The organism is Pseudomonas sp. PAMC25584, from assembly GCF_058135675.1.
Map to the genome: position 1 here is coordinate 1,083,835 of NZ_CM176870.1, position 23,408 is coordinate 1,107,242.

The 23,408-nt window shown below is 61.3% G+C and carries 19 protein-coding genes; 3 read left to right on the forward strand and 16 right to left on the reverse strand.

Going from position 1 to position 23,408, the window contains the following annotated elements; genetic code table 11:
• From ACS5Q8_RS04925 to ACS5Q8_RS04935, 3 genes are read left to right on the forward strand one after another with little or no spacing between them, the layout of a single operon-like run.
• Nucleotides 1–2,202, forward strand: a complete 2,202-nt coding sequence (locus ACS5Q8_RS04925; RefSeq protein ID WP_465159876.1) for an FUSC family protein — start codon at nt 1–3, stop codon at nt 2,200–2,202.
• The gene (locus tag ACS5Q8_RS04930) at nt 2,192–2,392 is read left to right on the forward strand and encodes a DUF1656 domain-containing protein (protein ID WP_071486049.1); all 201 of its coding nucleotides are present in this window, start codon (nt 2,192–2,194) and stop codon (nt 2,390–2,392) included. Before ACS5Q8_RS04925 ends, ACS5Q8_RS04930 begins: the two co-directional genes overlap by 11 nt.
• Before the next feature lie 10 nt (nt 2,393–2,402).
• Nucleotides 2,403–3,263 (forward strand): efflux RND transporter periplasmic adaptor subunit, encoded by an 861-nt coding sequence (locus tag ACS5Q8_RS04935; protein ID WP_276196588.1) that lies wholly within the window; start codon nt 2,403–2,405, stop codon nt 3,261–3,263.
• 54 nt (nt 3,264–3,317) lie between these two features.
• Here ACS5Q8_RS04935 and ACS5Q8_RS04940 read toward each other — a convergent pair whose 3' ends face one another.
• The 16 genes from ACS5Q8_RS04940 to yaaA form a co-directional block, all read right to left on the reverse strand.
• Nucleotides 3,318–3,719 (reverse strand): DUF4440 domain-containing protein, encoded by a 402-nt coding sequence (locus tag ACS5Q8_RS04940; protein WP_276196589.1) that lies wholly within the window; start codon nt 3,717–3,719, stop codon nt 3,318–3,320.
• On the reverse strand, nt 3,720–4,532 hold the full coding sequence (locus ACS5Q8_RS04945) for an SDR family oxidoreductase (protein WP_465159877.1): 813 nt from the start codon (nt 4,530–4,532) through the stop codon (nt 3,720–3,722). It lies immediately after the preceding gene.
• 14 nt (nt 4,533–4,546) lie between these two features.
• Entirely contained in the window at nt 4,547–5,011 is a 465-nt protein-coding gene (locus tag ACS5Q8_RS04950) for a multidrug transporter (protein ID WP_276196591.1), read from the reverse strand.
• Nucleotides 5,012–5,287: 276 nt separating this feature from the next.
• Nucleotides 5,288–6,739, reverse strand: a complete 1,452-nt coding sequence (locus ACS5Q8_RS04955) for a mannose-1-phosphate guanylyltransferase/mannose-6-phosphate isomerase (RefSeq protein WP_276196592.1) — start codon at nt 6,737–6,739, stop codon at nt 5,288–5,290.
• Between the two features lie 221 nt (nt 6,740–6,960).
• Nucleotides 6,961–7,614: an alginate O-acetyltransferase AlgF gene (locus tag ACS5Q8_RS04960; protein WP_247403357.1), complete on the reverse strand. Its 654-nt coding sequence runs from the start codon at nt 7,612–7,614 to the stop codon at nt 6,961–6,963.
• Between the two features lie 16 nt (nt 7,615–7,630).
• A complete protein-coding gene (locus tag ACS5Q8_RS04965) occupies nt 7,631–8,815 on the reverse strand; it encodes an alginate O-acetyltransferase (protein WP_443694670.1) in 1,185 nt (394 codons plus the stop codon).
• 11 nt (nt 8,816–8,826) lie between these two features.
• Nucleotides 8,827–10,359: an MBOAT family O-acyltransferase gene (locus ACS5Q8_RS04970; protein ID WP_426099704.1), complete on the reverse strand. Its 1,533-nt coding sequence runs from the start codon at nt 10,357–10,359 to the stop codon at nt 8,827–8,829.
• A 223-nt stretch (nt 10,360–10,582) separates the two neighbouring features.
• Nucleotides 10,583–11,692 carry a mannuronate-specific alginate lyase gene (locus ACS5Q8_RS04975; protein ID WP_276196595.1) on the reverse strand — a complete coding sequence of 370 codons (1,110 nt, stop codon included), beginning with the start codon at nt 11,690–11,692 and terminating at the stop codon, nt 10,583–10,585.
• An 8-nt stretch (nt 11,693–11,700) separates the two neighbouring features.
• A complete protein-coding gene (locus ACS5Q8_RS04980) occupies nt 11,701–13,149 on the reverse strand; it encodes an alginate O-acetyltransferase (protein WP_276196596.1) in 1,449 nt (482 codons plus the stop codon).
• An 11-nt stretch (nt 13,150–13,160) separates the two neighbouring features.
• The gene (algG, locus tag ACS5Q8_RS04985) at nt 13,161–14,750 is read right to left on the reverse strand and encodes a mannuronan 5-epimerase AlgG (protein WP_426099703.1); all 1,590 of its coding nucleotides are present in this window, start codon (nt 14,748–14,750) and stop codon (nt 13,161–13,163) included.
• A complete protein-coding gene (locus ACS5Q8_RS04990) occupies nt 14,750–16,237 on the reverse strand; it encodes an alginate export family protein (protein ID WP_465159878.1) in 1,488 nt (495 codons plus the stop codon). Before ACS5Q8_RS04990 ends, algG begins: the two co-directional genes overlap by 1 nt.
• Nucleotides 16,234–17,625 carry an alginate biosynthesis TPR repeat lipoprotein AlgK gene (gene algK / locus ACS5Q8_RS04995; RefSeq protein ID WP_276196599.1) on the reverse strand — a complete coding sequence of 464 codons (1,392 nt, stop codon included), beginning with the start codon at nt 17,623–17,625 and terminating at the stop codon, nt 16,234–16,236. The genes ACS5Q8_RS04990 and algK overlap by 4 nt, the downstream gene beginning before the upstream one ends.
• 2 nt (nt 17,626–17,627) lie before the next feature.
• On the reverse strand, nt 17,628–18,794 hold the full coding sequence (locus ACS5Q8_RS05000) for an alginate biosynthesis protein Alg44 (protein ID WP_247399045.1): 1,167 nt from the start codon (nt 18,792–18,794) through the stop codon (nt 17,628–17,630).
• A 38-nt stretch (nt 18,795–18,832) separates the two neighbouring features.
• Nucleotides 18,833–20,314 (reverse strand): mannuronan synthase, encoded by a 1,482-nt coding sequence (alg8, locus tag ACS5Q8_RS05005; RefSeq protein WP_276196601.1) that lies wholly within the window; start codon nt 20,312–20,314, stop codon nt 18,833–18,835.
• An 83-nt stretch (nt 20,315–20,397) separates the two neighbouring features.
• The gene (locus ACS5Q8_RS05010; protein ID WP_443700816.1) at nt 20,398–21,714 is read right to left on the reverse strand and encodes a nucleotide sugar dehydrogenase; all 1,317 of its coding nucleotides are present in this window, start codon (nt 21,712–21,714) and stop codon (nt 20,398–20,400) included.
• A 900-nt stretch (nt 21,715–22,614) separates the two neighbouring features.
• The gene (yaaA, locus tag ACS5Q8_RS05015) at nt 22,615–23,394 is read right to left on the reverse strand and encodes a peroxide stress protein YaaA (protein ID WP_247399052.1); all 780 of its coding nucleotides are present in this window, start codon (nt 23,392–23,394) and stop codon (nt 22,615–22,617) included.
• Nucleotides 23,395–23,408: the final 14 nt, after the last annotated feature.

Sequence of the window (23,408 nt, forward strand, 5' to 3'; positions counted from 1 at the left end):
ATGACTCCCTTGCCTGCACCGCTGCGCTGGCTGCATTCCCTTGAGTGGCGCCGTGGCTTTTTCGACTGGGCACGCAGTGACGGCGTGACCTGGGTGTACATCTTCAAGGTGCTGATCGCCGCGTTCGCCACGCTGTGGCTGGCCATGCGCCTGGAACTGCCGCAACCGCGCACCGCGATGATCACCGTGTTTATCGTGATGCAACCGCAGAGCGGCCAGGTGTTCGTCAAGAGCTTTTATCGCTTCCTCGGCACCTTGGCGGGGTCGGCGGCGATGGTGTTTCTGATCGCCTTGTTTGCGCAGAACACCGAGCTGTTCCTCGGCTCGCTGGCGATCTGGGTGGGGCTCTGCACCGCCGGCGCCACGCGCAACCGCAACTTTCGCGCGTATGGGTTTGTGCTCGCCGGTTACACCGCCGCGATGGTCGGCCTGCCGTCCCTGGCCCACCCGGACGGAGCGTTTATGGCGGCTGTGTGGCGCGTGCTGGAAATTTCCCTGGGGATTCTCGTCTCCACGTTGGTCAGCGCAGCGATCCTGCCGCAGACCTCCAGTGCGGCCATGCGCAACGCGCTGTACCAGCGGTTTGGCGTGTTCGCGCTGTTCGTCACCGACGGCTTGCGTGGGCGCAGCCAGCGCGAGAACTTCGAAAGCACCAACGTGCGCTTTATCGCCGAAGCCGTCGGCCTGGAAGGCCTGCGCAGCCTCACCGTGTTCGAAGACCCGCACATGCGTCGGCGCAACGGCCGGCTCAGCCGCCTCAACAGCGAGTTCATGAGCATCACCACGCGCTTCAACGCCTTGCACCAGTTGCTCGAACGCCTGCGTGCCGATGCCGCAGACCACGTCGTCGCTGAAATCAAACCGGGTTTGCAGGACTTGGCCGAAGTGCTCGACGGGTTCTCCGGCCGCGCCCTCACCAGCCCCGACGCGGCGCGGTTGGTCACCCAGTTGAGCGTCTACAAGGACGGCTTGCCCGCCAAGGTCCGCAGCCTGCGAGCGATCTTCCAGGAAGGCAACCCGAGCGAAGCCGAGCAGCTGGATTTTCATACCGCCTACGAATTGCTCTACCGCTTCGTCGATGACCTGCACAACTACGCGCAGACCCACGCCTCCCTGGCCGATCACAGCCATGCGCGGGAACAGTGGGACGAAACCTTCATCCCCAAAACCAACTGGCTGGCCTGCGTGGCCTCGGGGGTGCGGGCGTCGTTCATCCTGATCGTGCTCGGCAGTTACTGGGTGGCGACCGCCTGGCCCAGCGGCGCGACCATGACCATGATCGCCGCCGCCACCGTCGGCCTGTCCGCCGCCACGCCGAACCCCAAACGCATGGCGTTCCAGATGGCCTGCGGCACCTTGATCGGGGCGTTGGTGGGCTTCGTCGAAATGTTTTTCGTGTTTCCCTGGATCGACGGCTTCCCGCTGCTGTGCGTGATGCTCGCGCCGGTGATCATCCTTGGTGCCTTCCTCGCCTCACGCCCGCAATACGCCGGGGTCGGCGTGGGCCTGCTGATCTTTTTCAGCACCGGTTCGGTGCCGGACAACCTCACGGTCTACAACCCCTACACCTTCATCAACGACTACATCGCCATGATCATCGGCATGCTGGTGTGCGCGGCGGCGGGTGCGATCATCCTGCCGCCCAACAGCCGCTGGTTGTGGCGCCGCCTGGAACAGGACCTGCGCGAGCAAGTGGTGTACGCGATCAGCGGCAAGCTCAAGGGCTTGGCGTCGAGTTTCGAAAGCCGCACCCGCGACCTGCTGCACCAGGCCTACGGCCTTGCCGTCGGCCAGCCGCAAGTGCAACGCAACCTGCTGCGCTGGATGTTCGTGGTGCTGGAAGTCGGCCACGCGATCATCGAACTGCGCAAGGAGCAGGCGATCCTGCCGGTCCACCCGGCCTATGCCGAATCCCAGCCCTGGCGCCAGGCGATCCGCGTGATGGGCCGCTCCCTGGTGCGCCTGTTCCTGCAACCCAGCGCCAGCAACCTGGAGCGCGGGCTGATTGCCGTCGACCACGCGATCAGCCGCGTGCAGGCCACCGACGAACCCTTCGCGCCGCACTTCGATACCTCGGCCCTGCGCCGGGTGAAAAGCTACCTGCACTTTATCCGTACTTCGCTGCTGGACCCGCAATCGCCGCTGGCGGCCTACAAGCCCCAAGGCGCGCTTATGTTGAAAGGAGCTGGGCATGCCTCGTGAAATCGCGTTCCACGGCATTTACATGCCGACCATGACCCTGATGTTTTTGATCGCGGCGGGGTTGGCCTGGGCGCTGGACCGCTTCCTGGCCGGGTTCGACCTGTACCGTTTTTTCTGGCACCCGGCGTTGCTGCGCCTGAGCCTGTTCGTTTGCCTGTTCGGCGCCCTGGCGCTGACCGTCTACCGTTGAGAATGCCCCGATGAAAAAGTTTTTCAGCCTGCTCGCGACCTTGCTGGTACTGGCTCTGGCGATCTGGATTGGCCGCACGCTGTGGGTGCATTACATGGAAACGCCCTGGACCCGCGACGGCCGCGTGCGTGCCGACATCATCAACGTCGCCGCCGACGTCACCGGCGAAGTGGTCGATGTGCCGGTGCGCGACAACCAGTTGGTGAAAAAGGGCGACCTGCTGATGCAGATCGACCCCGAGCACTACCGCCTCGCCGTCAAACAGGCGCAAGCCCTTGTCGCATCACGTAAAGCCACCTGGGAGATGCGCAAGGACAACGCCCACCGCCGCGCCGACCTCGACGCGCTGGTGATCTCCAAGGAAAACCGCGACGATGCCAGCAACATCGCCGACTCGGCCATGGCCGACTACCAGCACGCCCAGGCACAACTGGAAGCCGCCGAACTGAATTTGAAACGCACTCAAGTCGTGGCGGCCGTCGACGGCTACGTCACCAACCTCAACGTGCATCGCGGTGACTACGCGCGCATCGGCGAAGCCAAGATGGCCGTGGTCGATATGAACTCGTTCTGGGTCTATGGCTTCTTTGAAGAAACCAAACTGCCCCACGTCAAAGTCGGTGATAAAGCCGATATGCAGTTGATGAGCGGCGAGACGTTGAAAGGGCATGTAGAAAGCATCTCGCGTGGCATCTACGACCGCGACAACCCCGAGAGCCGCGAGCTGATCGCCGACGTGAACCCGACCTTCAACTGGGTGCGCCTGGCGCAACGGGTGCCGGTACGGATTCATATCGATGAAGTGCCGGAAGGCGTGTTGTTGGCGGCCGGCATCACCTGCACGGTGATCGTCAACCAAACGCCGAACTGAAAGGTGGGAGGGGCGGTGCGACGATTCGACTTGCCCCTCCCACAATTGACCGCGTTAAGCCTTGATAAATGTCTCATGCAGATGGCGCCATAGCAGCGCGCCGCTGGCCTGCTTCTCGAACACCACGGTGGCGCGGCGATCGGTCCGGGTGCCGCTGTCATCGACCTGGTGTTCGCGGTACGTCACCGTGGCACCCCGCGCATGGCGGTCAATCCCGGTCATTTCACTCAAGGTGATTTTCAACCCCGGGCGCATGCCGCCCAGGCGAGTGAACAGGGCATTGACCCCAGCCGCATTGACCCGGGTGCCGGTGGCGGGGGCGACCATGCTGAACTCGGGTGAGAAGCGCGCCAGCAAATTGTGCAAGGTGCCCTCGGGCGCAACCCCGGCAAACCATTGTTCGATCTCGACGTGGGTCTGGATCACTTCTTCGAAAAAGTCGCTGTAGTCGATCATTTATAAACTCCCATTCAAACCAAAGCGTCGCTTCAACACTTTTTCCAATAATCCTTTGGGCAGTAACGCCGCCATCAACGGCAGCGCTCGACTGCCGTTGCCCGCGCGTAATAACCGCGGCGGTGTTGGTTGTTGCACGGCTTTCAGGACGTGGTTGGCAAATTGGCTGGCCGGTGTCGGGTTGTCCTGGGAGGCCTGGGAGCGCGCGCGGATACCGTCGCGCAACGGCCACCACGGCGACTGCTCATTGATCAACAACTCAGCCTGGGCCCCGGCGTTTTTTGCAAAACGCGTATCGATCGCCCCCGGTTGCACTTCCATCACCCGCACGCCAAACGGCGCCAGCTCCATGCGCAGGGCATCGCTCAAGGCATGCACGGCTGCCTTGGAGGCGCAGTAGGCACCGGCGAACGGCGTCACCAGCACCCCGGAAACGCTGCCGATATTTACCACCAGGCCTTTACCGCGACGCAGCGCGGGGAACAGCGCCTGGGTCACGCCGACGATGGAAAATACGTTGGTCGCGAACTGGCGCTGCATCGCTTCGGTGCCGCCGTCGAGCAACGGGCCCATGGCGCCGTAGCCGGCGTTGTTGATCAGCACATCCAGCTCGCCCCACTGCTCGGCCAGGTGCTGCAAGGCGGCGCTGTCGTTGACGTCCAGTTGCACGGCGTTGAAGCCGGCGGCGGACAAGTGGGCGACGTCTTCCGGTTGGCGGGCGCTGGCCCACACGTCGAAGCCGGCGGATTTGAAGGCCTCGGCCAAGGCGCGACCAATACCACTGGAACAACCGGTGATGAGTACGTTGGGCATGGATCAGTCCTTTGTCAGTCCGAGAAGCTGCCTTGCACATGCTCGGCGCGAAACTCTAGGGTTTGCGGGCGGTAGCCAGGGCGTAGCGGCGGGGTGGGCAGGCAATCGTCCCAGGTGGCGCCGGCCTGCAACTCGCCGGGGCCGCGATAGCGCGGGGCGGCGTAGACGTTGTCGGCCAGGTTGATCGTGTCGCCCGGCGCATAGGCGGCGACGCGCCAGCGCAGTTCGGTCAGCGGTACGTCGTTGCCGTTGTTCAGGCTCAGTTTCAGTGGGCGATCGGCGGGGCAGTCCTGTGGGGCGTAGATGATGCGCAGCTCCAGGCGCGCCAGTTGCGACGCTTCGCGATTGTCCAGCCACACCACCCACACCGCGACCAGGCCCAGGCCGACTGCAGCGGCCAGCGACACCGGCAGTGCCTTGGCCGGGTAGCGCAGCAACAGGACCAGCCAGGTGATGATCAGTAGAACGCCGAAAAACATGGAGACCACCTCGAATAGGGAACGAGCATCCTAACTTAAGCGTAGGTGGGATTGGCTACCTTGAGATGTGAGGTGGCTGGGCTGACGCCATCGGGGGCAAGCCCCCTCCCACATTCGACCGCATTCCAAATGATGTACTCGGTCCAAATGTGGGAGGGGGCTTGCCCCCGATGAGGCCCTCAGCACCACCACAACCCCAAAAACAAAAAGCCCCCACCCAAGCCACTGCGGATAGGGGACGCAATGACCTGGGCGAGGGCTTCTTATACGACTGTTTTACTGCGCGATCGTTTTCACCGACACACCGCGCTCAATCGGGGTCGAGCGACCATAGATATCTTCAAACCGCTCGATATCGTCCTCACCCAAATAGCTGCCCGATTGCACTTCAATGATCTCCAACGGGATCTTGCCCGGGTTGCGCAGGCGGTGTACCGAGGCGATCGGGATGTAGGTGGACTGGTTCTCGCAGAGCAGGAACACGTTCTCGTCACAGGTGACTTCAGCGGTGCCGCTGACCACGATCCAGTGTTCGGCGCGGTGGTGGTGCATTTGCAGCGACAGGCACGCGCCCGGCTTGACCGAGATGTGCTTGACCTGGAAACGCCCGCCCATGTCGACCGAGTCGTAGGAGCCCCACGGACGGTAGACTTCGCAGTGGTTCTGGGTTTCGCTGCGGCCCTGTTCGTTGAGGGTGTTGACCATCTGCTTGACGCCCTGGACCTTGTCCTTGTGGGCAATCATCATCGCGTCCTTGGTTTCCACCACCACGATGTTTTCCAGGCCGATCACCGATACCAGCTTGCCGTTGCCGTGGATCATGCAGTTCTTGCTGTCCTGGATCACCACGTCGCCCTTGGTGACGTTGCCGTTGACGTCTTTATCGTTGACCGCCCACAGCGATGCCCAGCAGCCCACGTCGCTCCAGCCCGCGCTCAGCGGCACCACGCAGGCGCGTTGGGTTTTTTCCATCACGGCGTAGTCGATGGAATTGTCCGGGCAGCAGGCGAAGGTGGCTTCGTCGAACGTCACGGTGTCGGCGTCTTGCGCGCTGCGTTCGAGGGTCAGCACGCAGGTGTCGTAGATGTCCGGATCGTGCTTTTTCAGCTCTTCGAGGAAGCGGCTGGCGCGGAACAGGAACATGCCGCTGTTCCAGAAATAACCGCCGCTTTTGACGAACTCGACGGCGCGTTTTTCATCGGGTTTTTCCACGAACTGTTGCACGCGGCTCACGCCTTCGGGCAACAGCGAGTCGTTGGTGGATTTGATGTAGCCATAACCGGTTTCCGGACGGGTCGCCGGTACACCGAACAGCACCATCTCGCCGCGCTCGGCGGCCACGGTGGCCAGGGCCAGGGCGCGTTGCAGGGCTTTCTGGTCGTCGATCACGTGGTCGGCGGGCAGCACCAGCATCAGCTCGTCGCGGCCTTCATTGACCAGCATCATCGCGGTCAGCGCCACGGCCGGCGCGGTGTTGCGGCCGAAGGGCTCCATCAGGATGCGCTGGGTTTCCAGCTTGCGCACGCTCAGTTGCTCGTTGACGATGAAGCGATGGTCTTTGTTGCAGACCACGATGGGGGATTCCATTCCATCGAATACCAGGCGCTCCAGGGTTTGCTGGAACAGCGTGTGCTCGCCGGTCAGGGCCAGGAACTGTTTAGGAAACTGTTTACGGGAAAGCGGCCAAAGACGTGAGCCGCTACCACCGGAAAGGATTACTGGGATCATGCTGTTTCTCCTTGAATCGATTTGGGTCAGAGCTACGAAGGTTTGTCGTTTCACTCTTGTTTTTGTCTCGGGCCGGACTGACGCCTCTGTCCTCTGTAGGCGTGAGCTTGCTCGCGAAGAACTCCCAGACACCGCGTACATCCAGAATGCCCGCGTCATCATTGGCGATTTTCGCGAGCAAGCTCGCTCCTACAGTGGGTTGCTGTCAGTCCGAGAAATGTTTAGCGGGTCGACACGGGGCGCTTGACCCACACTGGCGACAGGCTGCTGCCGGAACCGGTGACGTACAGCACCGCTGCTTCACCACGCTCCAGGGCTACCGGCTTCACGTCGCCGACTTTCTTGTCGCCGTCGTACAGCGCCAGGCTGACTTTCACCGGGTTGATTTCGCGTTCGCCACGGCTCTTGGCGGCCACGGCCTTGACCACGTCGGTCTTGCCGTCGGCGGTTTTCAAGGTCAGGGCCCTGTCGCTGAGGTTCTGCACGCGCACCAGGGATTTCTGTTTGTTTTTGAACGGCGGCTCTTCGATCAGTTGGGGCTGACCGCTGCTGTTGTTGACCAGGGTGTAGTAGTGGTCGGCGGCAAGTTTCACTGACACGGACTGGCTGCCGACCTTGGCGCTGTAGTCGCCGCCGGGCATAAAGCTGAAGTCACTGCTGGCCAGCGGGGCCACTTCGCTCAGGTTGGTGCTGCCGACGGTGGCGCTGACTTCCTGGTTGGCGGCGTTGTAGACCCGCACGAAGCTGGAGCCTTTCGGTGCGACAGGGCCGTACAAGGCTGCGTCGCCGGCGAAGGCGGACATCGATACCAGGCTCATGCCGGCAGCCAGGGCCAGAGTTTTGGCGAGACGACGCGGAGTCGTAGTGAAAGTCATGTGAGTTACCTCTCTTTCAGTTTTGCGCCCGTTCGGGCGTCTCGGATTTTGGGTGTTTAGCTGGGGTGTTCAGTGCCATGTTCTGTTGGCGCGTACCGGCTTGTTTAAGTTGCGCAACCCACTGCGGGTCGGCATCGCCGATTTCGTTGTTCACGGGCAGATAACGTTCAGGAAACTCCCAGATCAGCACCTGCGGCGGGCTGTTCTTGAAGTCATCGCTTTTGAGGTAGCTGAGCATCGGCAGGATCGGGCCGTGGCCGTCTTCGGAGTAGTTGATGACATCGCTGCCCAGGGCTTGCTTGAGCGCGCCGACGAAGTTCCAGTTGGGGTTGGCGCTGTAGCTGGTGCCGACCAGTGCTACCGGGGTTTCGCTGTCGCTGAACAGCGCGTCGTCGCCTTTGGTGTCGGCCAGGCGCGTGACGCGTTTTTCCAGCGGCTCCTTGGGCGGCATCAGGTTTTCGAACAGCGGGTCCAGGGGCAGGAACAGACGCAGGTCGCCACTGTGCGGGGCGGTTGTCTCGGCCTCGGTGACAAAGCGCTGCGGCTCGCCGCTCAGTGGGGTCTTGGCGGCAATCGCCTTGGCCAGTTGCTTGGCGGCGATTTCGGCACCGTCCGGGGTCCAGTGGGTGTCGGTGCGCAGGAACACTTGCTGGCCGCCGAGCTTGGCCTGTTGCAACGGGCTGAGCAGGTCGGGGGCGAGGATCTTGTCGGCGGCGACACGGGCGTGGAAGTCCTGGTACAGGTTGGCGTGGATGCTCGCCGGTTTCACCTCACCGAGGTGCTCCGGGTACAGGCGTACCTTGGCCGGAATGATCGCCATCACCAGTTGAATGCCTTGGGCCTTGAGCTGCTGGCGCACGCCTTCGACCAGGGCGTAGTTGCCCTCCAGGTTCTGGTCTTCGTTGACGGCCGGGTTGAACTCCTCGTCGCTGTACAACCAGTGATCGCGACCCAGCACTACGCCAGGGCGGCCTTCATTGAACAGCTTGTAGTCCAGCGCAGCCCAGAGGTTGGTGCCGATGCGCTTGATCGGGAACTGGTCGTCGTAGTGCGTCTCGACGGCCTTGGTCCAGCGACCATTGAGCACGGTGGCGTCGGCATTGGTGTTGAAGCCGAAGAAACTGCGCATCGACCAGGCGCCCAGGGCCAGCAGCACCAAGAGAAACAGCGCGATATAGAGGACGCGAAATGAACGGGTCATGGTCGGCTCCCTCAGAATTGGAAGTAAAGGAACGGCGAGAAACTCTGCGCCGACAGTTTGAGAATCGACGCCACGAACAGCAGCAGCACCGCTGCGCGCATGGCGTAGCGTGGCCAGTCAGCGGTCCAGTAGGCCGGTTGTACGGCGGCGTCTTTACCGACGGTGAAACCTGGCTGGTGGATGCTGCCAGGGTCGTCGCCAGGCACTGCCTTGATCAGGCTCGGGTCGGCCGGCTTGGTTTTCTCGGCAGGGCGGTTGCGGTAAAAGTCGCGCAGGCCAAAGAACGCCAGGGTTGCGTAGGCCACCACCAGGGTTGCCACTTGCAGGCCGGTGAGGTTGGCCCGGTTGAGTTCCGACAGCGACCACTCGCCAAAGCTGAACATCGCGCCGTACATGCGGCCGGCGACGTGCAGGTTTTCGGAACGGAAGATCACCCAGCCCATCACCACCAACAGGAAGGTGAAGACCCAGCGCACCGGGTTGAAGCTGCGCGGCGAGGTGTTGAGGCCGATGGCTTTCTCGATGGCCAGCCACATGCCGTGCCAGGCGCCCCACACGATGTAAGTGATGTTCGCACCGTGCCACAGGCCACCAAGCAGCATGGTCAGGAACAGGTTGCGGTAGGTGGTCAGCGTGCCTTTACGGTTGCCGCCCAGGGTGATGTAGAGGTAGTCACGCAGCCAGGTCGACAGGCTGATGTGCCAGCGCCGCCAGAACTCGGTGATCGATTGGCTGATGTACGGCTGCTTGAAGTTTTCCATGAAGCGGAAACCCATCATCAAGCCCAGGCCGATGGCCATGTCGCTGTAGCCGGAGAAGTCGAAGTACAACTGCGCGGTGTAGGCCAGCGCACCGAGCCAGGCATCGCCGGTGGTGGGGTTTTGCAGGGCGAAACAATGGTCGGCCACCACCGCCAGGGTGTCGGCGATGAAGACCTTCTTGATGAAACCCTGCATGAACCGCGTACAGCCCTCGGAGAACTTGTCGAGGGTGTGGGTGCGGTTGTTGAACTGGTCGGCCAGGTCGCGAAAACGCAGCACGGGGCCGGCGATCAAGTGCGGGAAGATCGCCACGAACGCCGCAAAGTCGATGAGGTTGCGCGTGGCCGGGGTGTCGCCGCGATACACGTCGATGATGTAGCTGATGGACTCGAAGATGTAGAACGAGATCCCGATCGGCAACAGCACGTGGGTGAGGATAAACGGCTCCAGGCCCGCTGACTTCATCATCACGTTGATGCTGTCGACGCCGAAGTTGGCGTACTTGAAGTAGCCGAGGATGCACAGGTCGAGCACCACGCCCAGCAGCAGCCAGCGTTGGGCCGGCTTGGTACGCACGCCGGCGGCACCGACCTTGAGGCCGATCCAGTAGTTCCACAGCGTGACGGCGGCGAACAGCGCCAGGAAGTCCACTCGCCACCAGGCGTAGAACACGTAGCTGGCCAGCAGCAGCAGCAGGTTGCGATAGCGTTGCCCGCTCAAGTAGTACAAGCCGAGAAAGATCGGCAAGAACAGAAACAGGAACACATTGGACGAGAAAACCATCCCGATCTCTCCACGTTTAACCAACAGTCAAGGGCCGGAGCCCCCCCAAACCCCCCCACGAATCCGGGGGGAGGTTGTATTGCGTTCTCACTGTCGAAATGCGGTCAGAAATGTGGGAGGGGGCTTGCTCCCGATAGCGGTGTGTCATTCAACACAGATGGCGACTGGTACACCGCCATCGGGAGCAAGCCCCCTCCCACATTTCTTTTTAAACCGCGTTTCGTCAGTGGCTTTTGTTGCCTTTCTCATGTGTCGGGTCGTAGACCTTGGTCAGGTCACCCCCCAGGCGAAAGGTCTTGAACGGCTGCATTCCATGTTTGCGCTCGAGCACATCCGGCGCGCAGGTGTAGAGGCTGCAGAACGGCTCAAGCCAGGCGAATTTCATGTCTTCCTTGAGGTCCTTCATGTCCTGCTCTTTGCCGTTCTTCTGCTCGAAGATCTGCGGGTCTTTGACCCCGGCCAGCACCTTGTCGCCCAGGCGTTTGAGCGCGCCGTTGTTTTCCTGGCGCAGGTCCACCCCGTTGACCAGGGCAAAACTGGCGATCATCGACAGCGGTGGCAGGGCGTAGTTGTGGTACGACAGGGCGCGCTGCTGACGTTTCAATTCGTTCGGCAGGAAGCCTTGGTCGTCGATCTGGTTGACGCCGACCTTGTATTCCTTCACCGACCAATCAAACAGGTCGCGACGGTTGGTCGCGATGGACGTCGCCATCACCGACCAGGCGGCCCAGTAGGAGTGGTTGTTGGTTTTTTCCAGCGGCAGGTTGTCCCAGTCGCTCACCACCTGATCGGCCAGCCGGTTGAACCAGGCTTCGATCAGCTGGGATTCCTGCTGGTGGTTGGCCAGCGGGTGCGAGTCGGAGAACTTCAGGCGCACATAGGCCGAGGCCATGCTGCCCAGCGCCCATTTGCGCATGGATTTGCCGGTATGGTTGAAGTCCTTGGACATCAACGCATCCGCCTTGGCCCAGCTGGTCAGCCAGTTCAAGGTGCATTCCAACTGTTCCGGGCGACCGTCGCGCATGAACTGCATCACGCGCTTGCTGGTGTCTTTTTCCAGCGTGGTGATGTCGGCGGTGCTGTCGCGGAAGGCTTTTTCCGACTGCACGTTCAGCGTGGAGCGCGCCTTGTCCGAACCTTCGTACTTGCTGCGAAACTGCAGCGAGCCGGTGTAGGGCGTCGGCATCGCGTCGCAGCCGTCCTTGAAGTCGCCGGTCTTGAACGCCTCGATCGGTGCAAAGTAGCCCTGGGGCGGGCGCAGCGGCGCGGCGGCATTCACGGAGCCAGCGAACATCGCCAGGCCCAGTAAGGTAGGGATCAATAACTTCTGCATAGGTAACCTCATTGCCCGGTAGAGGCAGTCTGTTGACCACCTGCGGGGAATACGTTGCGTGTGCAAATTTTCGCTTCGACTTTTTGCGCGGCAGCACCCGCTTCGGGGCCCTGCACTTCCACGGCCAGCAAGTTCTGCGAGGCCCAGTCTTCGTCGGTGCGCAGTTCAAAGGCGAAACGCCCGTCTGTATCGGATGTTTCGGGTTTCTCGATCTTGATGTCCTCGTGGCGCCCATTCATGTACCAGAGGGTGGCTTGCAAGGTTTTCACCGACGGATCGGCGAAGCGGATATCGACCTGATGGTTGACGTTGCGCAGGTCTTTGTTCGAGCTGTTGACCATTAATTCGTTCTTGCCGGGTTTCAAGGTGGCGCTGGCACTCATCTGCGCGGTCTTGCCTTCGCAGCCGTTGTCCAGCAACGACATCATCTGGCGATAGATGGTTTCCTGGTCGAGGCGGTACAGCGGCGAGAACTCCCAGATCAAGATCTTCGGCGGACTCTTCTGGAATTCGTCGCTGCCCAGGTACTGGATCATCGAGCCTTCCAGGCCACCGCCGGGGAAGGCGACGTTGAGGATGTCGGCACCGATTTCCTGTTCAAGGAAGCCTGCGAAGTTGTAGTTCTTGCCGCTGTGGCTGGTGCCGACCAGGGTGATCTGCGGGTTGCCCGAATCGCCGAACAGGTCGCCGTCGCCCGCTTCGCCCTTGGGCTCGGTGGTGAACTGGTCCATGTACTGGATCGCGTAGCTGGTGCCGCAGAGTTGCCCGGCCATGTTGTGCAGGGTGCCGGTCTTGCCCATGCGCCCGGAGCGCTTGGTCTCGAATTCACGCTTGGGAATCTCGGCGAACTCGGGCATCGCACGTACTTTGGCGCCGACGATTTTTGCGGTGCGCTGGGCGCCGTAAGGGGTCCAGTGCTGGTCGCCGCGGAAGTAGAAGTCGTGGGCCGGCAATTCATCCGGGAGCTGCTCGTTGGTCAACGGCGACAGGTCCGGCACCACGTAGCCCATCTTGGCGAAACGGCCGAGCATGGTTTTGTAGTTGCCCAGGGCCTTGTCGAAATCGAACGTGGCTTTTTCCTCGGGGTTGAGCTTATTGCGGTTCACCAGGCCACGGGTCGGTTGGTAGACCACCACCAGTTCCACGCCCTTGGCCTTGAACGCATCGTGCAGTTGTTGCATGCGTTTGTAGCCGGCGGGGCTGGTGTCGAATTCGGTGCGCAGGTCTTCCTGGGTACGGAACAGCCAGTCGCCCTGGGCTTGCACCAGGGTGGTGAAGTTCTGCTGATAGCGCGTGGTGTAGTTCTTCGCGTCATGCGCCGCCGGGCAGAGGCTGCAGCACGGTTCGGCGCTGAAGGTCGGCGCCTTGATTTCGTCGGCGCGCACGCCCTGGCTGGCCGCAAGCAGGCCGAGGGTCAGACCCGAGAGGCTCAGCAGTTTGATCATGTGTGGGTGCATAAGGGTCATCCTCAGTCCTGCATTTCGGTCTGGCGTTCGACAGGGTCGATCAGCACGGCTTTCTGCTGGCGTACCAGCAGGTCGAGAATTTCTTCCTGGCGCTCGCCAAGAATGCCGTTGAAGCTGATGCCGCTGGATTTGGTCGGCGCCAGCATCGACACGCGGTACAACTCGATGCTCAACGGCGAATCGATCGACAGCGGCCCGCTGCCGTTACCGGCCAGTTCACCGCCGACCACGATCAGCGAGACCTTGGCGTCGAACGGGTCGAGGGCGATGTCGCGGTCGGTGTCGGTCAGATCCTTGATGTGGCCGTAGACCCCGGTCAGGCCGTTGGCCATCGAGGTGTTTTCGTACAGCTTGATGTTGACGCTGTTACGTATACGGATGCCGTGGCGACGGTTGGCGATCACTTTGTTGCCCCACAACAGGTTGTCGCCGCTCTCGTAGAGCGTGATGCCGTCGGTGTGGTTGCGGTAGATCTCGTTGTCGGCGATCAGGTTGTTCACGCTGTTACGGTCGATCACCAGGCCCGAGAGTTTGTTGTCGTAGCTGCGGTTGTTAAAGATGAAGCTGTCGTTCACTTCCCGGGAAATGATGATGCCGTGCTTCTTCTTGGTCCCGTAGACGCTGTTGTCCGCGATGATCAGGCCGTGGGAACGGTCGTGGGGGTCAATCCCGTAGACAATGTTGTCTTTGTAGGTATTGCCCTTGATCACGAAGCCTTCGGTCTCGTAGCAGTAGAAGCCGTACCACATGTCCGAGAACTCGGAATCGATGATCCAGCCTGTCGGCTCAGAGCGCTTGAGCACCTTGGCCATGTTCGGCGTGTACTGGGAAATACTCACCCCATACGACTTACTGTTGGCGTAACCGAAACTGGCCATCTTGGTGTTGGCGATGTAGGTCTCGGTGCCGCCCCAGGCCAGCAGGAACGGACGGAATTCATTGGGCGACTGGAAGGTCGCCGGGCCGTTGGCCTTTTCTTTCCAGCCGGTGATCTTGGTATCGCGCACAAACAGTTGGCCGTCGTTGATCAGGAACGAACCGGCTTCCTGGGACAGGCGCAGTTCTTTGGTCTGCTTGTCGATGTCCAGGATGCCTTTGCGCCCGACCACGATCGGCAACTTGGCGAGGAACACGCCCGGCGAGGTTTCGCTGAGGTACTGCTTGGGCACTTTGCCCAGCAGGTCCTTGAGGTTCATGTAGCCGTCGTCGATAAAGATCGCCTGGGGAATGCCGTGCTGGCGCACCACCCACTCGGCCATCTTGTTATCGCCGCCGATGAAGTCCTTGAGCGCATCTTCCTGCATCATGCGGCGGATGCTGATTTTGCCGGGCTTCTTGCGCACGATCTTTTTTTCCATCGCCGCAGCGGTGTAGCCCGACAGGTCCGGCAGGGCCGGCTTGGGCATTTCCAGCGGCGCGGTCGGCGGGCTGGAAATGGTGTAGGTCTTGGCCTGTTGCAGTTCTTTGGCGATGGTCGGCGCCTTGACCGGCTGCGCGGTATCGGCGACGGCTGTGGCGCTGGCCATCAGCATCGCGGTCACCAGCAAGCATCTGCCTGTGAAGGGGTGAGCAATCATTGCGCGGGCTCCCATCAGAACTTCCAGATCACGTCGACAAAGGCGCGATGCATGTACGAGTCGACCTGGCTGCCATAGGCGTCGCCCGGTTTGAACACGCCGGCACGAAAGCGCACCAGCGCCGACGGTTCGTCGATCGACTGGCTGAGCGCGGCCGGCAGCAGGCCTTTTTTGAAGTACTTGGTGACGACCAGGTCCATCTCCTGGCCCAGGTCTTTCTTGCCGTCTTCAAGGGGCAGCGAGGTGCTGGACAGGATCGCGCCGGTCACGTCATCGGTGTTGTTCTGCACGGCATCGATGCCGTTGCTGCCCACCGGCTTGTTGCCGTCGACGCGCCAGAACTTGTGGTACACCAGGCTGGCGTCGTAGTCCTCGCGCAGTTGCCAGGAAGCGAACAGGCTCATGGACTGCATGTTGTTCATCTCGCCGCGAAACGCTTCGCCGAAACGGTGGACGCGGGACTGCGTGCCGGTCCAGTTCGAGCGGTTGCTCTGCAGGCCGTTCTGCTCGTATTCGGCGCTGGCGCGCGAATAGGCCGCACCCACTTGCCACTGCGGGTCGAGGCGCAGGCGCACACCCAGGTCGGTGGCCCAACCGCTCACGTCGTCGCTGCGCTTGGCGGCGGTGGGGCGGGTGCCGTCGGCGTTCAACGCGTTGACCGTGTCGCGGTCGCCCCGCATGCCGGTGACGCTGGCCCAGTAGTTGACGGTGTTGGTGTTGCGCCAGTTGTAGGCGTCGCTGTTGGCTTCGATGCCGAGCCAGGTCAGGTCGCCGTTCTCGCGTTTGTCCAACGGGTCAGTGGCCACGCCCGGTTCGGCGTAGTCGAGCTTGCCGTCGTCATGGGTGTGGTGACCGCGCAGGCCGATCCACTGCCCCGGCGTCCACTGGTAGGCGGCGTCAGCGTAGAAGTGCTGGCGGTCCTTGTCCTTGGGCGACAGTTCCTTGAGGTCGGTGCGGTATTCGCTGAAACGTTCGGCGGCACCGACATTGGCCTTGAGCAGGGTCGTGTCGAAGGTCCAGTTCAGCGCTTCGATATTGGTGTCGCGCCATTGGCCGTCGTCATTGTGCAGACGTTGGCGACCGAGCTTGAGGATCTCGCCGGGGTAGGGCGTGAAGCCGCTGTAGCCGACCCAGAACTCGCGCATGGCCAGGTAGTTCTTCTTGGTCTTGCGGTCGTCGTTGCTCGATTGCTCAGTGGCGTCACTCGACGACTGTTGCAGGGTGTCGGTCTCGATGATGTCGCTGGAAGCCACCGCCTGGCCCATGGCGTAGGCGCTCCAGTTGCCGCTTTCGCCGTAGATCCACGGGCGCAGGTCGAGGCCGATGCCGTTGACGTCGCCACCCGCTTTGGTGCCCAGGTCGCGGTCGTCTTCGGACTGGCCGGTGATTTTAACGTCCATGCCGAAATTCTTGGTTTCAGTCAGCGCGGCCAGAGTCGGGCACGACCACAGCAGGGCGAAGGTCAGGCCGATACCGGCCTGCACGAATGGATTGAGCTTCATAGGGATTCCTCGCCGTCTTCTTCTTGCAGGGCGTGCAGTTGCAGCGTGCTCTGGGCCAGGGTGCCGCGCGCGGCCAGTTCCTGTTGCACCAGGCGTTGGCCTTCGGCGCGTTGTTCCGGCGTCAGCGGGGTTTCGAGCTGCGTGGCCAGGTCATTGGCCTCTGGCGTGTCCTGGGCTTTAGCCAATTGGCTGAAGACATAGGCGTTCAATGGGTCGGGCTTGGTGCCCTTGCCTTGGGAAAACAATTGGGCGATGGCGAAGTCGGCGCTGTTCTGGCCGTTGCGCGCAGCGGTCAGCAGGTGGTCCAGGGCCTTTTGCGAGTAGACCTTGCCCAGGTAGCCACGGCGGTAGATCTGGCCGAGGTAGTAATCGGCGGCCACTTCCCGGCCCACGGCTTTTTGGAAGTGTGCTTCGGCGGCCTTGGCGTCTGCCGGTACCCATTTGCCATCGTAGTAGAGCTTGCCCAGCAACAGCTCGGCGCGCGGCTGGTCGGCGGCGCGGCCGTTTTCCAGGTACTTCATCATCTGGTCGACGTCACCCAGTTCGGGGAAGTCGTAGAGCAATTGCGCCAGGCTGACCCAGGACGCGGGGTAGCCGGGGGCGATTTTTTCCAACAGGGCCTGGGCGGTTTTCTCGTCGGTGGTGCCCAGCGTAGCGTCGCCCAATACGCGGGCCACGCTGTCGACACGCTGCGCGGTGACGGTGCCACGGCTGTAGCCGGCTTCCATCTGCTTGAGCAGTTCGGCTTGTTTTTCCGGCTGGGCTTTTTTCTGGTAGACCGTGGCCAGCTCGACGTAGCAGATATCGGTGGTGTTCAGCGCGGCCTTGCAGATGCGCTCAACGTCATCCAAGTGCTGGTCGTAAGTGTCCTGGGTGCGATAGAGCAGCACTTGGGCCAGACCGGCTTCCGGGTAACCCGCCGCCTGCCATTGGTTGATCTGCTGCTGGGCGTTCACGTTGGGGAAGCTGTGTGGGTATTGCAGGTACAGCATCGCCAGCGGGATCAGGGTGTTGCCTTCGCCATTGGCGAAGGCTTTTTTCAGCAGACCTTCGGCTTCGTGGTGTTCGGCTTCGGTGGCGCCGGGCTTGGCCACCAGCAGACGACCCAGGCGGGCCTGGGCGCGCGGCGAAATATCCGCCGCAGCACGGTAAGTGGCCTCGGCCTGTTGGATTTGCGCCGGATCGCGGGTGCCTACCTGGATGTCGGCCAGGCCCACCTGGGCCTCGCTGTAACCCAGGTCTGCCAGTTGCTGGTAATTCTGCTGCGCGGTGACGGTATCGCCACGCTTGAGCGCTTCATTGGCCAGGCGTTGGTCGGGCAGGCCGGCGCAACCGGCGAGGGCGATGGCCAGCGCCAGGGGCACCGGTAGGGTTCGAAGGGCGCTCATGATTAAAGACCCGCAGCCATGGCTTTATCGATCAGCCAGTTCAGCGAGGGGCCACGGTCGCTGGTCACTTCCACCGGCCGGCCGGCGTAGGCGCTGTCCAGCGGAGCATCCGGCTTGATCTGCACGCGGATGTCGGAGGACAGGTCGGCGCTGTTCAGGCTGGTGCTGCTGACGATGGTGCCGGTGCGGGTCTGTTCTTCGTCGGCGACCTGGAAGTTCACCGGCGTACCTGGGCGAACGTCAGCGAACTGGCGATAGGAGAAGCGTGCTTCCACGTTGGCCAGGCTACCGCGTGGCACCAGTTGGAAGATCACGTCGCCTTTGCTCGCGTACTGACCGTCGGCCACCATTTGCTGGGCCACGACGCAGTCGCAAGGGGAGGTCAGGGTGCCGGTCATTTGCTTGCCGAACAGTTCTTCGACCTTGGCCGGTTGCAGTTGGTCTTCGTCCAGGTGGCCCTTGAGCACGTCGAGCATGCTGGTGCTGAAGGTGGCGAGTGGTGCGCCTTTGGCCGCCACCGCATCACCTTTGAGCAGGCTTTGCACGGTGCCGTCGCGGGGCATGGTCACGTTCATGCCGGGCACGCTGACCAGGCCGGCCTGGGCGTGGCTGACAAAGTACATGCCATACAGCGATTTGAAGACGAAACCGAATGCCGCCAGGCCCACCAGGAAGATCGCCAGGCTGAACGTCACGGCGCGCAAGCGGCCGAAGGCGCTCATGTTGCTGCCGCCGTCCTTGACCTTGCGCGCCTTAGTGAAGTTGTCGCGTTGCAGGGTGGCGAGTACGTCACCCATGGTCACGATATCGCCCGACAGGTGCGAGGTGATCAGGTGGCGCAGGGTCGAGATATCCTGCGCATCGAGGTTCTGGAACTGGCAACCGGTGCGCCCGCTCTGGCGGTCGTAGGAGCGAATCTGCAGCTCCACATCCATTGCCAGGCCGAGGTTATCGATGACGAACTGCAGGCGACCCTTGTGGACTTCGCCGACGGTCAACGGCTGCGTGGCGGTGAACGCCAGGCCGCCGGCGGACAGGTCGATGACCCGCGCTTCGGTCTGCGTGCGGTCAGTGTTGAAGAAGCGCAGCTTGGCCGGGATTTTGACTCGGGCGTGCTGGCGCTGGGCTTCGGATTCGTGGACAACGTTGGCGTTTACTTGGCTGTTCATCAGGGCAATTTCCTAGAGTTAATTCAGGCTTGGCAGGGTCAGACCATCATCAGCAACACGGCGACGAAAATGCTGCCGGCGGAGAAGGTCATGGTCCGAGACGACCAGGTGTTGAACCAACGTTGAAAGCTGGCCAAATCGCGGGTCAGTTTGGTGTCCTGGCGGGTCCAGGACTGTTGATCAAGGCGGAAGAACACGTAGATCTTCACCAGCGCGCCCATGATCTGGTTGTAATAGAGAATCACCGGGTACGCCGGGCCGATCCTGTGGCCGGAGCACGACAGCAGCACGGTCAGGATCAGGCGGGTGATGCCGATCCACAGCAGGTACGCGAGGATGAACGCGCCGCCGTACTTGAAGGTGGCGATGATTGCCACGGTCAGGCCGAGCAGGGAGGTCCACATCGACACGCGCTGGTCGAACAGCACCACGCTGGTGAACAGGCCCAGGCGACGTACACCCAGGCCCAGGGCGCGGGAGTTCTGGCGCAGGTTGTTGCCGTACCAGCGGAACATCAGCTTGCGGCTGGCCTTGATAAAGCTCTTTTCGGGCGGGTGTTCCACGGTGTTGATCGCGGCGTCCGGCACGTAGAAGGTGTCGTAACCCAGACGCATCAGGCTGAACCAGCTGGACTTGTCGTCGCCGGTCAAAAACTTGAAGCGGCCCAGGCGCCAGTGTTGCAGCGAGTCGCTTTCCACGTCGGCGATAAAGCCCGGGTCGGTGACGACGCTGGCACGGAACACCGACATGCGCCCGGTCATGGTCAGCACGCGCTTGGACAGGGCCATCGAGCACATGTTGATGTGGCGTTGGGCGAAGCGCAGTTTGTGCCACTCGCTCATGATGTAGCCGCCGCGCACTTCGCAGAACTCGTTGGTGGTCAGGCCGCCGACATTGCCGAACAACTGGAACCACGGCACGGTCTTGCGCACGACGCCTTCGGCGAGCACGGTGTCGCCATCGATCACTGCAACCACGGCGCGGTCATCCGGCAAGTGGCGGGAGATGGCGCGGAAACCGAAGGCCAGGCCGTCGCGCTTGCCGGTGCCGGCGATGCGCACGAAGTCGAGCTTCACATGGTCCGGCGGGTTCATGCGTTCCCACAGGCTCTTCACCAACAGCTCATCGGACATTTCCACCAGCGAGCAGACCACGGTGGTGGGGAATCCGCATTCGATCGCTTCGCGAATCACCGAGCTGTAGACCTGCGCGGTGGTCAGCGCATCGATCCGAAAACTGGTGACCATCAGGAACACATGGGACGGGTCCGCTGACTTGCCCAGCTTGCGCACTTTGCGCCGCAGGTGTGGGTAGACCACGTACAGGAACAGCATGCCGCGAAAGAAATGCGTCGCACCCATCGAGTAGCGCCAGATACCGACGGCACCAATCAGGAAAATAAAATTCTTCGACTCGGAGTCGAACGTACTCGCCGGCAATAGCAGGGCGAGTCCCATCAGCAGGCTCAAGAAGAACAGCCAGCCGGCGGATTGGAGCAGTACGTGTTTTAACTTGGACATAAGCGTCATCCGAAGGTGAAGAAGGCTTCAAGCTGCAAGCGCTGGGGATCAGGACGCTTGCAGCTCGAAACTTGCCGTTGCTGTTACCAGCAAATACCTTCGGTGCGGCCCGTCACGCAGGTGGCCTTGGACATGAAGCCCACCAGGTCGACCACTTGCTTGCCGTGTGGCGCGTTCTGCGCCAGGGCACGGAACTTCTCATCACGGTTGCCGAGGATGATTACGTCGGAGTTGTTGATCACATCATCGAAGTCCGAGTTGAGCAGGGACGACACGTGGGGGATTTTCCCTTCGATGTACTCCTTGTTCGCGCCGTGGACACGGGCGTACTCGACGTTGCTGTCGTAGATGCTCAGGTCGTAGCCCTTGCCGATCAGCATTTCCGCCAGTTCCACCAGTGGGCTTTCGCGCAGGTCGTCGGTGCCGGCCTTGAAGCTCAAGCCCAGCAGCGCGACTTTGCGTTTGTCGTGGCCGGCCACGATGTCGAAGGCGTTCTGCACCTGGGATTCGTTGCTGCGCATCAGCGAGTTGAGCAGCGGCGCTTCCACGTCCAGGGAGCCGGCGCGGTAAGTCAGCGCGCGCACATCTTTGGGCAGGCACGAGCCGCCGAATGCGAAGCCTGGGCGCATGTAGTACTGGGACAGGTTGAGGGTTTTGTCCTGGCAGACCACTTCCATCACTTCGCGACCATCGACGCCGACGGCCTTGGCGATGTTGCCGATCTCGTTGGCGAAGGTCACCTTGGTGGCGTGCCACACGTTGCAGGTGTACTTGATCATTTCGGCAACGGCGATGTCCTTGCGGATGATCGGCGCGTCGAGTTCTTCGTACAGCGATTGCAGGACATCGCCGGAGGCTTTGTCGAATTCGCCGATGACGGTCATCGGTGGCAGGTCGTAGTCGGCGATGGCCGTGGACTCGCGCAGGAATTCCGGGTTGACCGCGACGCCGAAGTCGACGCCGGCTTTCTTGCCGGAGCAGTCTTCGAGGATCGGGATCACCACGTTGGCCACGGTGCCCGGCAACACGGTGCTACGCACGACGATGGTGTGGCGGGTGGTCTTGTCACGCAGGACAAAACCGATCTCGCGGCATACCGATTCGATGTAGTTGAGTTCCAGGTCGCCGTTTTTCTTGCTCGGCGTGCCGACGCAAATCATCGACAGGTCGGTATCGCGGATGGCGTCTGCGAAGTTGGTCGTGCCGCGCAGTCGACCGGTCTCGATGCCCTGGGTCAGCAGTTCGCCCAGACCCGGCTCAACGATCGGCGATTTACCGGCGTTGATCAGGTCGATCTTTTCCTTGGAGATGTCTACGCCGACCACTTCATGGCCACGGGCAGACAGGCAACCGGCACAGACTGCGCCTACGTAACCCAAACCAAATATGCTGATGCGCATCGCATTTACCTCTTTGTCATTGAAGACGGTATTAAATCTGCCAATAGATGGCCGGAGTTCATGTTTGCAGGCGTCACTGATGCCGCGAAAGTTAGGCGAATAGACGCCGACTTATCGCATGCAGGCATGTTGAATAACGAGTGACTAACTATTGCACTCAAGTTGTGCGCAACGTGGCCTTTTTATTGGGGCTTGCCCTCAAATGCAGCCGGCCTTCCTGGGAGAAGGGCCCGGCGCCAGTGCCGCAGGGTCTTGATAGAGGCAATAAGCCTTTAACTATCAATGCCTTGTGTTTCATCACTGACCCATTGGGGTAAGCACAGCCTTGGCCTTATAGTGTGTGGCAATTCATCCTTGTCGCCGCTCTTAACTAATCGGTTGGTAATATCAGCCCTGAGTCAAAGTTAAATGTGACAACTTCGCTACTTCCGTTGGTCGCTATGTAAGTCATCTCTTACAGAAACAGAGAATTACGTTACCGGTGGTATGAGCGGTGCTTTAGGACGAAGTTCCTGGCCGCTCATCCTGTTTCCGGAAATTTCTTGAAATATGGGTAAAGATGGCACTGGTACTATATTGATAGCACTTGCTATTTGGGCCAGTAGTTGCGGGGAGTTGGTACGCGGGAATAGTTTTGTGCCACTAGTATTTTAAAAAAGTGGTGCCACTACGAAAAAAAATGATGAATGTCGAGTGAAATAAAAGTTATGGATGTGTCAATGTATTTTTTGACGCCAAACAATTGACGATTTGTGGGGTGGAATGCAGACAAAAATGTGGGAGGGGGCTTGCCCCCGATGGCGGTGTGTCAGTCATACATGTGTCGACTGACCCACCCCCATCGGGGGCAAGCCCCCTCCCACATTTGATCTTTAGCGTCTATGAGGGCGGAGCAGGGCCTTATTCCGGTGCGTGATCGCGCAGGAACACCAGTTTGTCGGGCTTGGACTGCTCCGCATTGAAGCGATAACCCTGCACATCGAACTGCTTGAGCTGGGCCGGATCGTTGATGCGCTCTTCGATCACGAAGCGGCTCATCATGCCCCGGGCCTTTTTCGCGTAGAAGCTGATGATCTTGTACTGGCCGTTCTTCAGGTCCTTGAACTCGGTGTTGACGATCCTTGCGTTCAGGGCCGTGCGCTTGACCGCTGAGAAGTATTCGTTGGACGCCAGGTTGAGCAGTACGTCATCGCCTTGTTCGGCCAGGGCTTGGTTGAGCCACTCGCTGATCCGGGTGCCCCAGAAGGCGTACAGGTCCTTGCCACGGGCGTTGGCCAGTTTGGTGCCCATCTCCAGGCGATACGGCATCATCAGGTCCAGGGGGCGCAGCAGGCCGTACAGGCCCGAGAGCATGCGCAGGTGGTCCTGGGCGTAGCTGAAGTCGGCGTCGCTAAAGGTTTCGGCGTTCAGGCCCGTGTACACGTCGCCCTTGAATGCCAGCAACGCCTGCTTGGCATTGGCCGGCGTGAACGCCGGGCTCCAGCTGCCGAAACGCGCGGCGTTGAGGCCGCCGATCTTGTCGGATACATGCATCAATTCGCTGATTTGCGCCGGGCTCAGGTGGCGCAGTTGCTCGATCAGTTCCTGGGAGTGGTCCAGATACTGCGGCTGGGTAAAACGTGGGGTCGCAGGCCTGGACTCGAAGTCGAGGGTCTTGGCGGGGGAAATCACCATCAGCATGAAGTTGGCTCCTG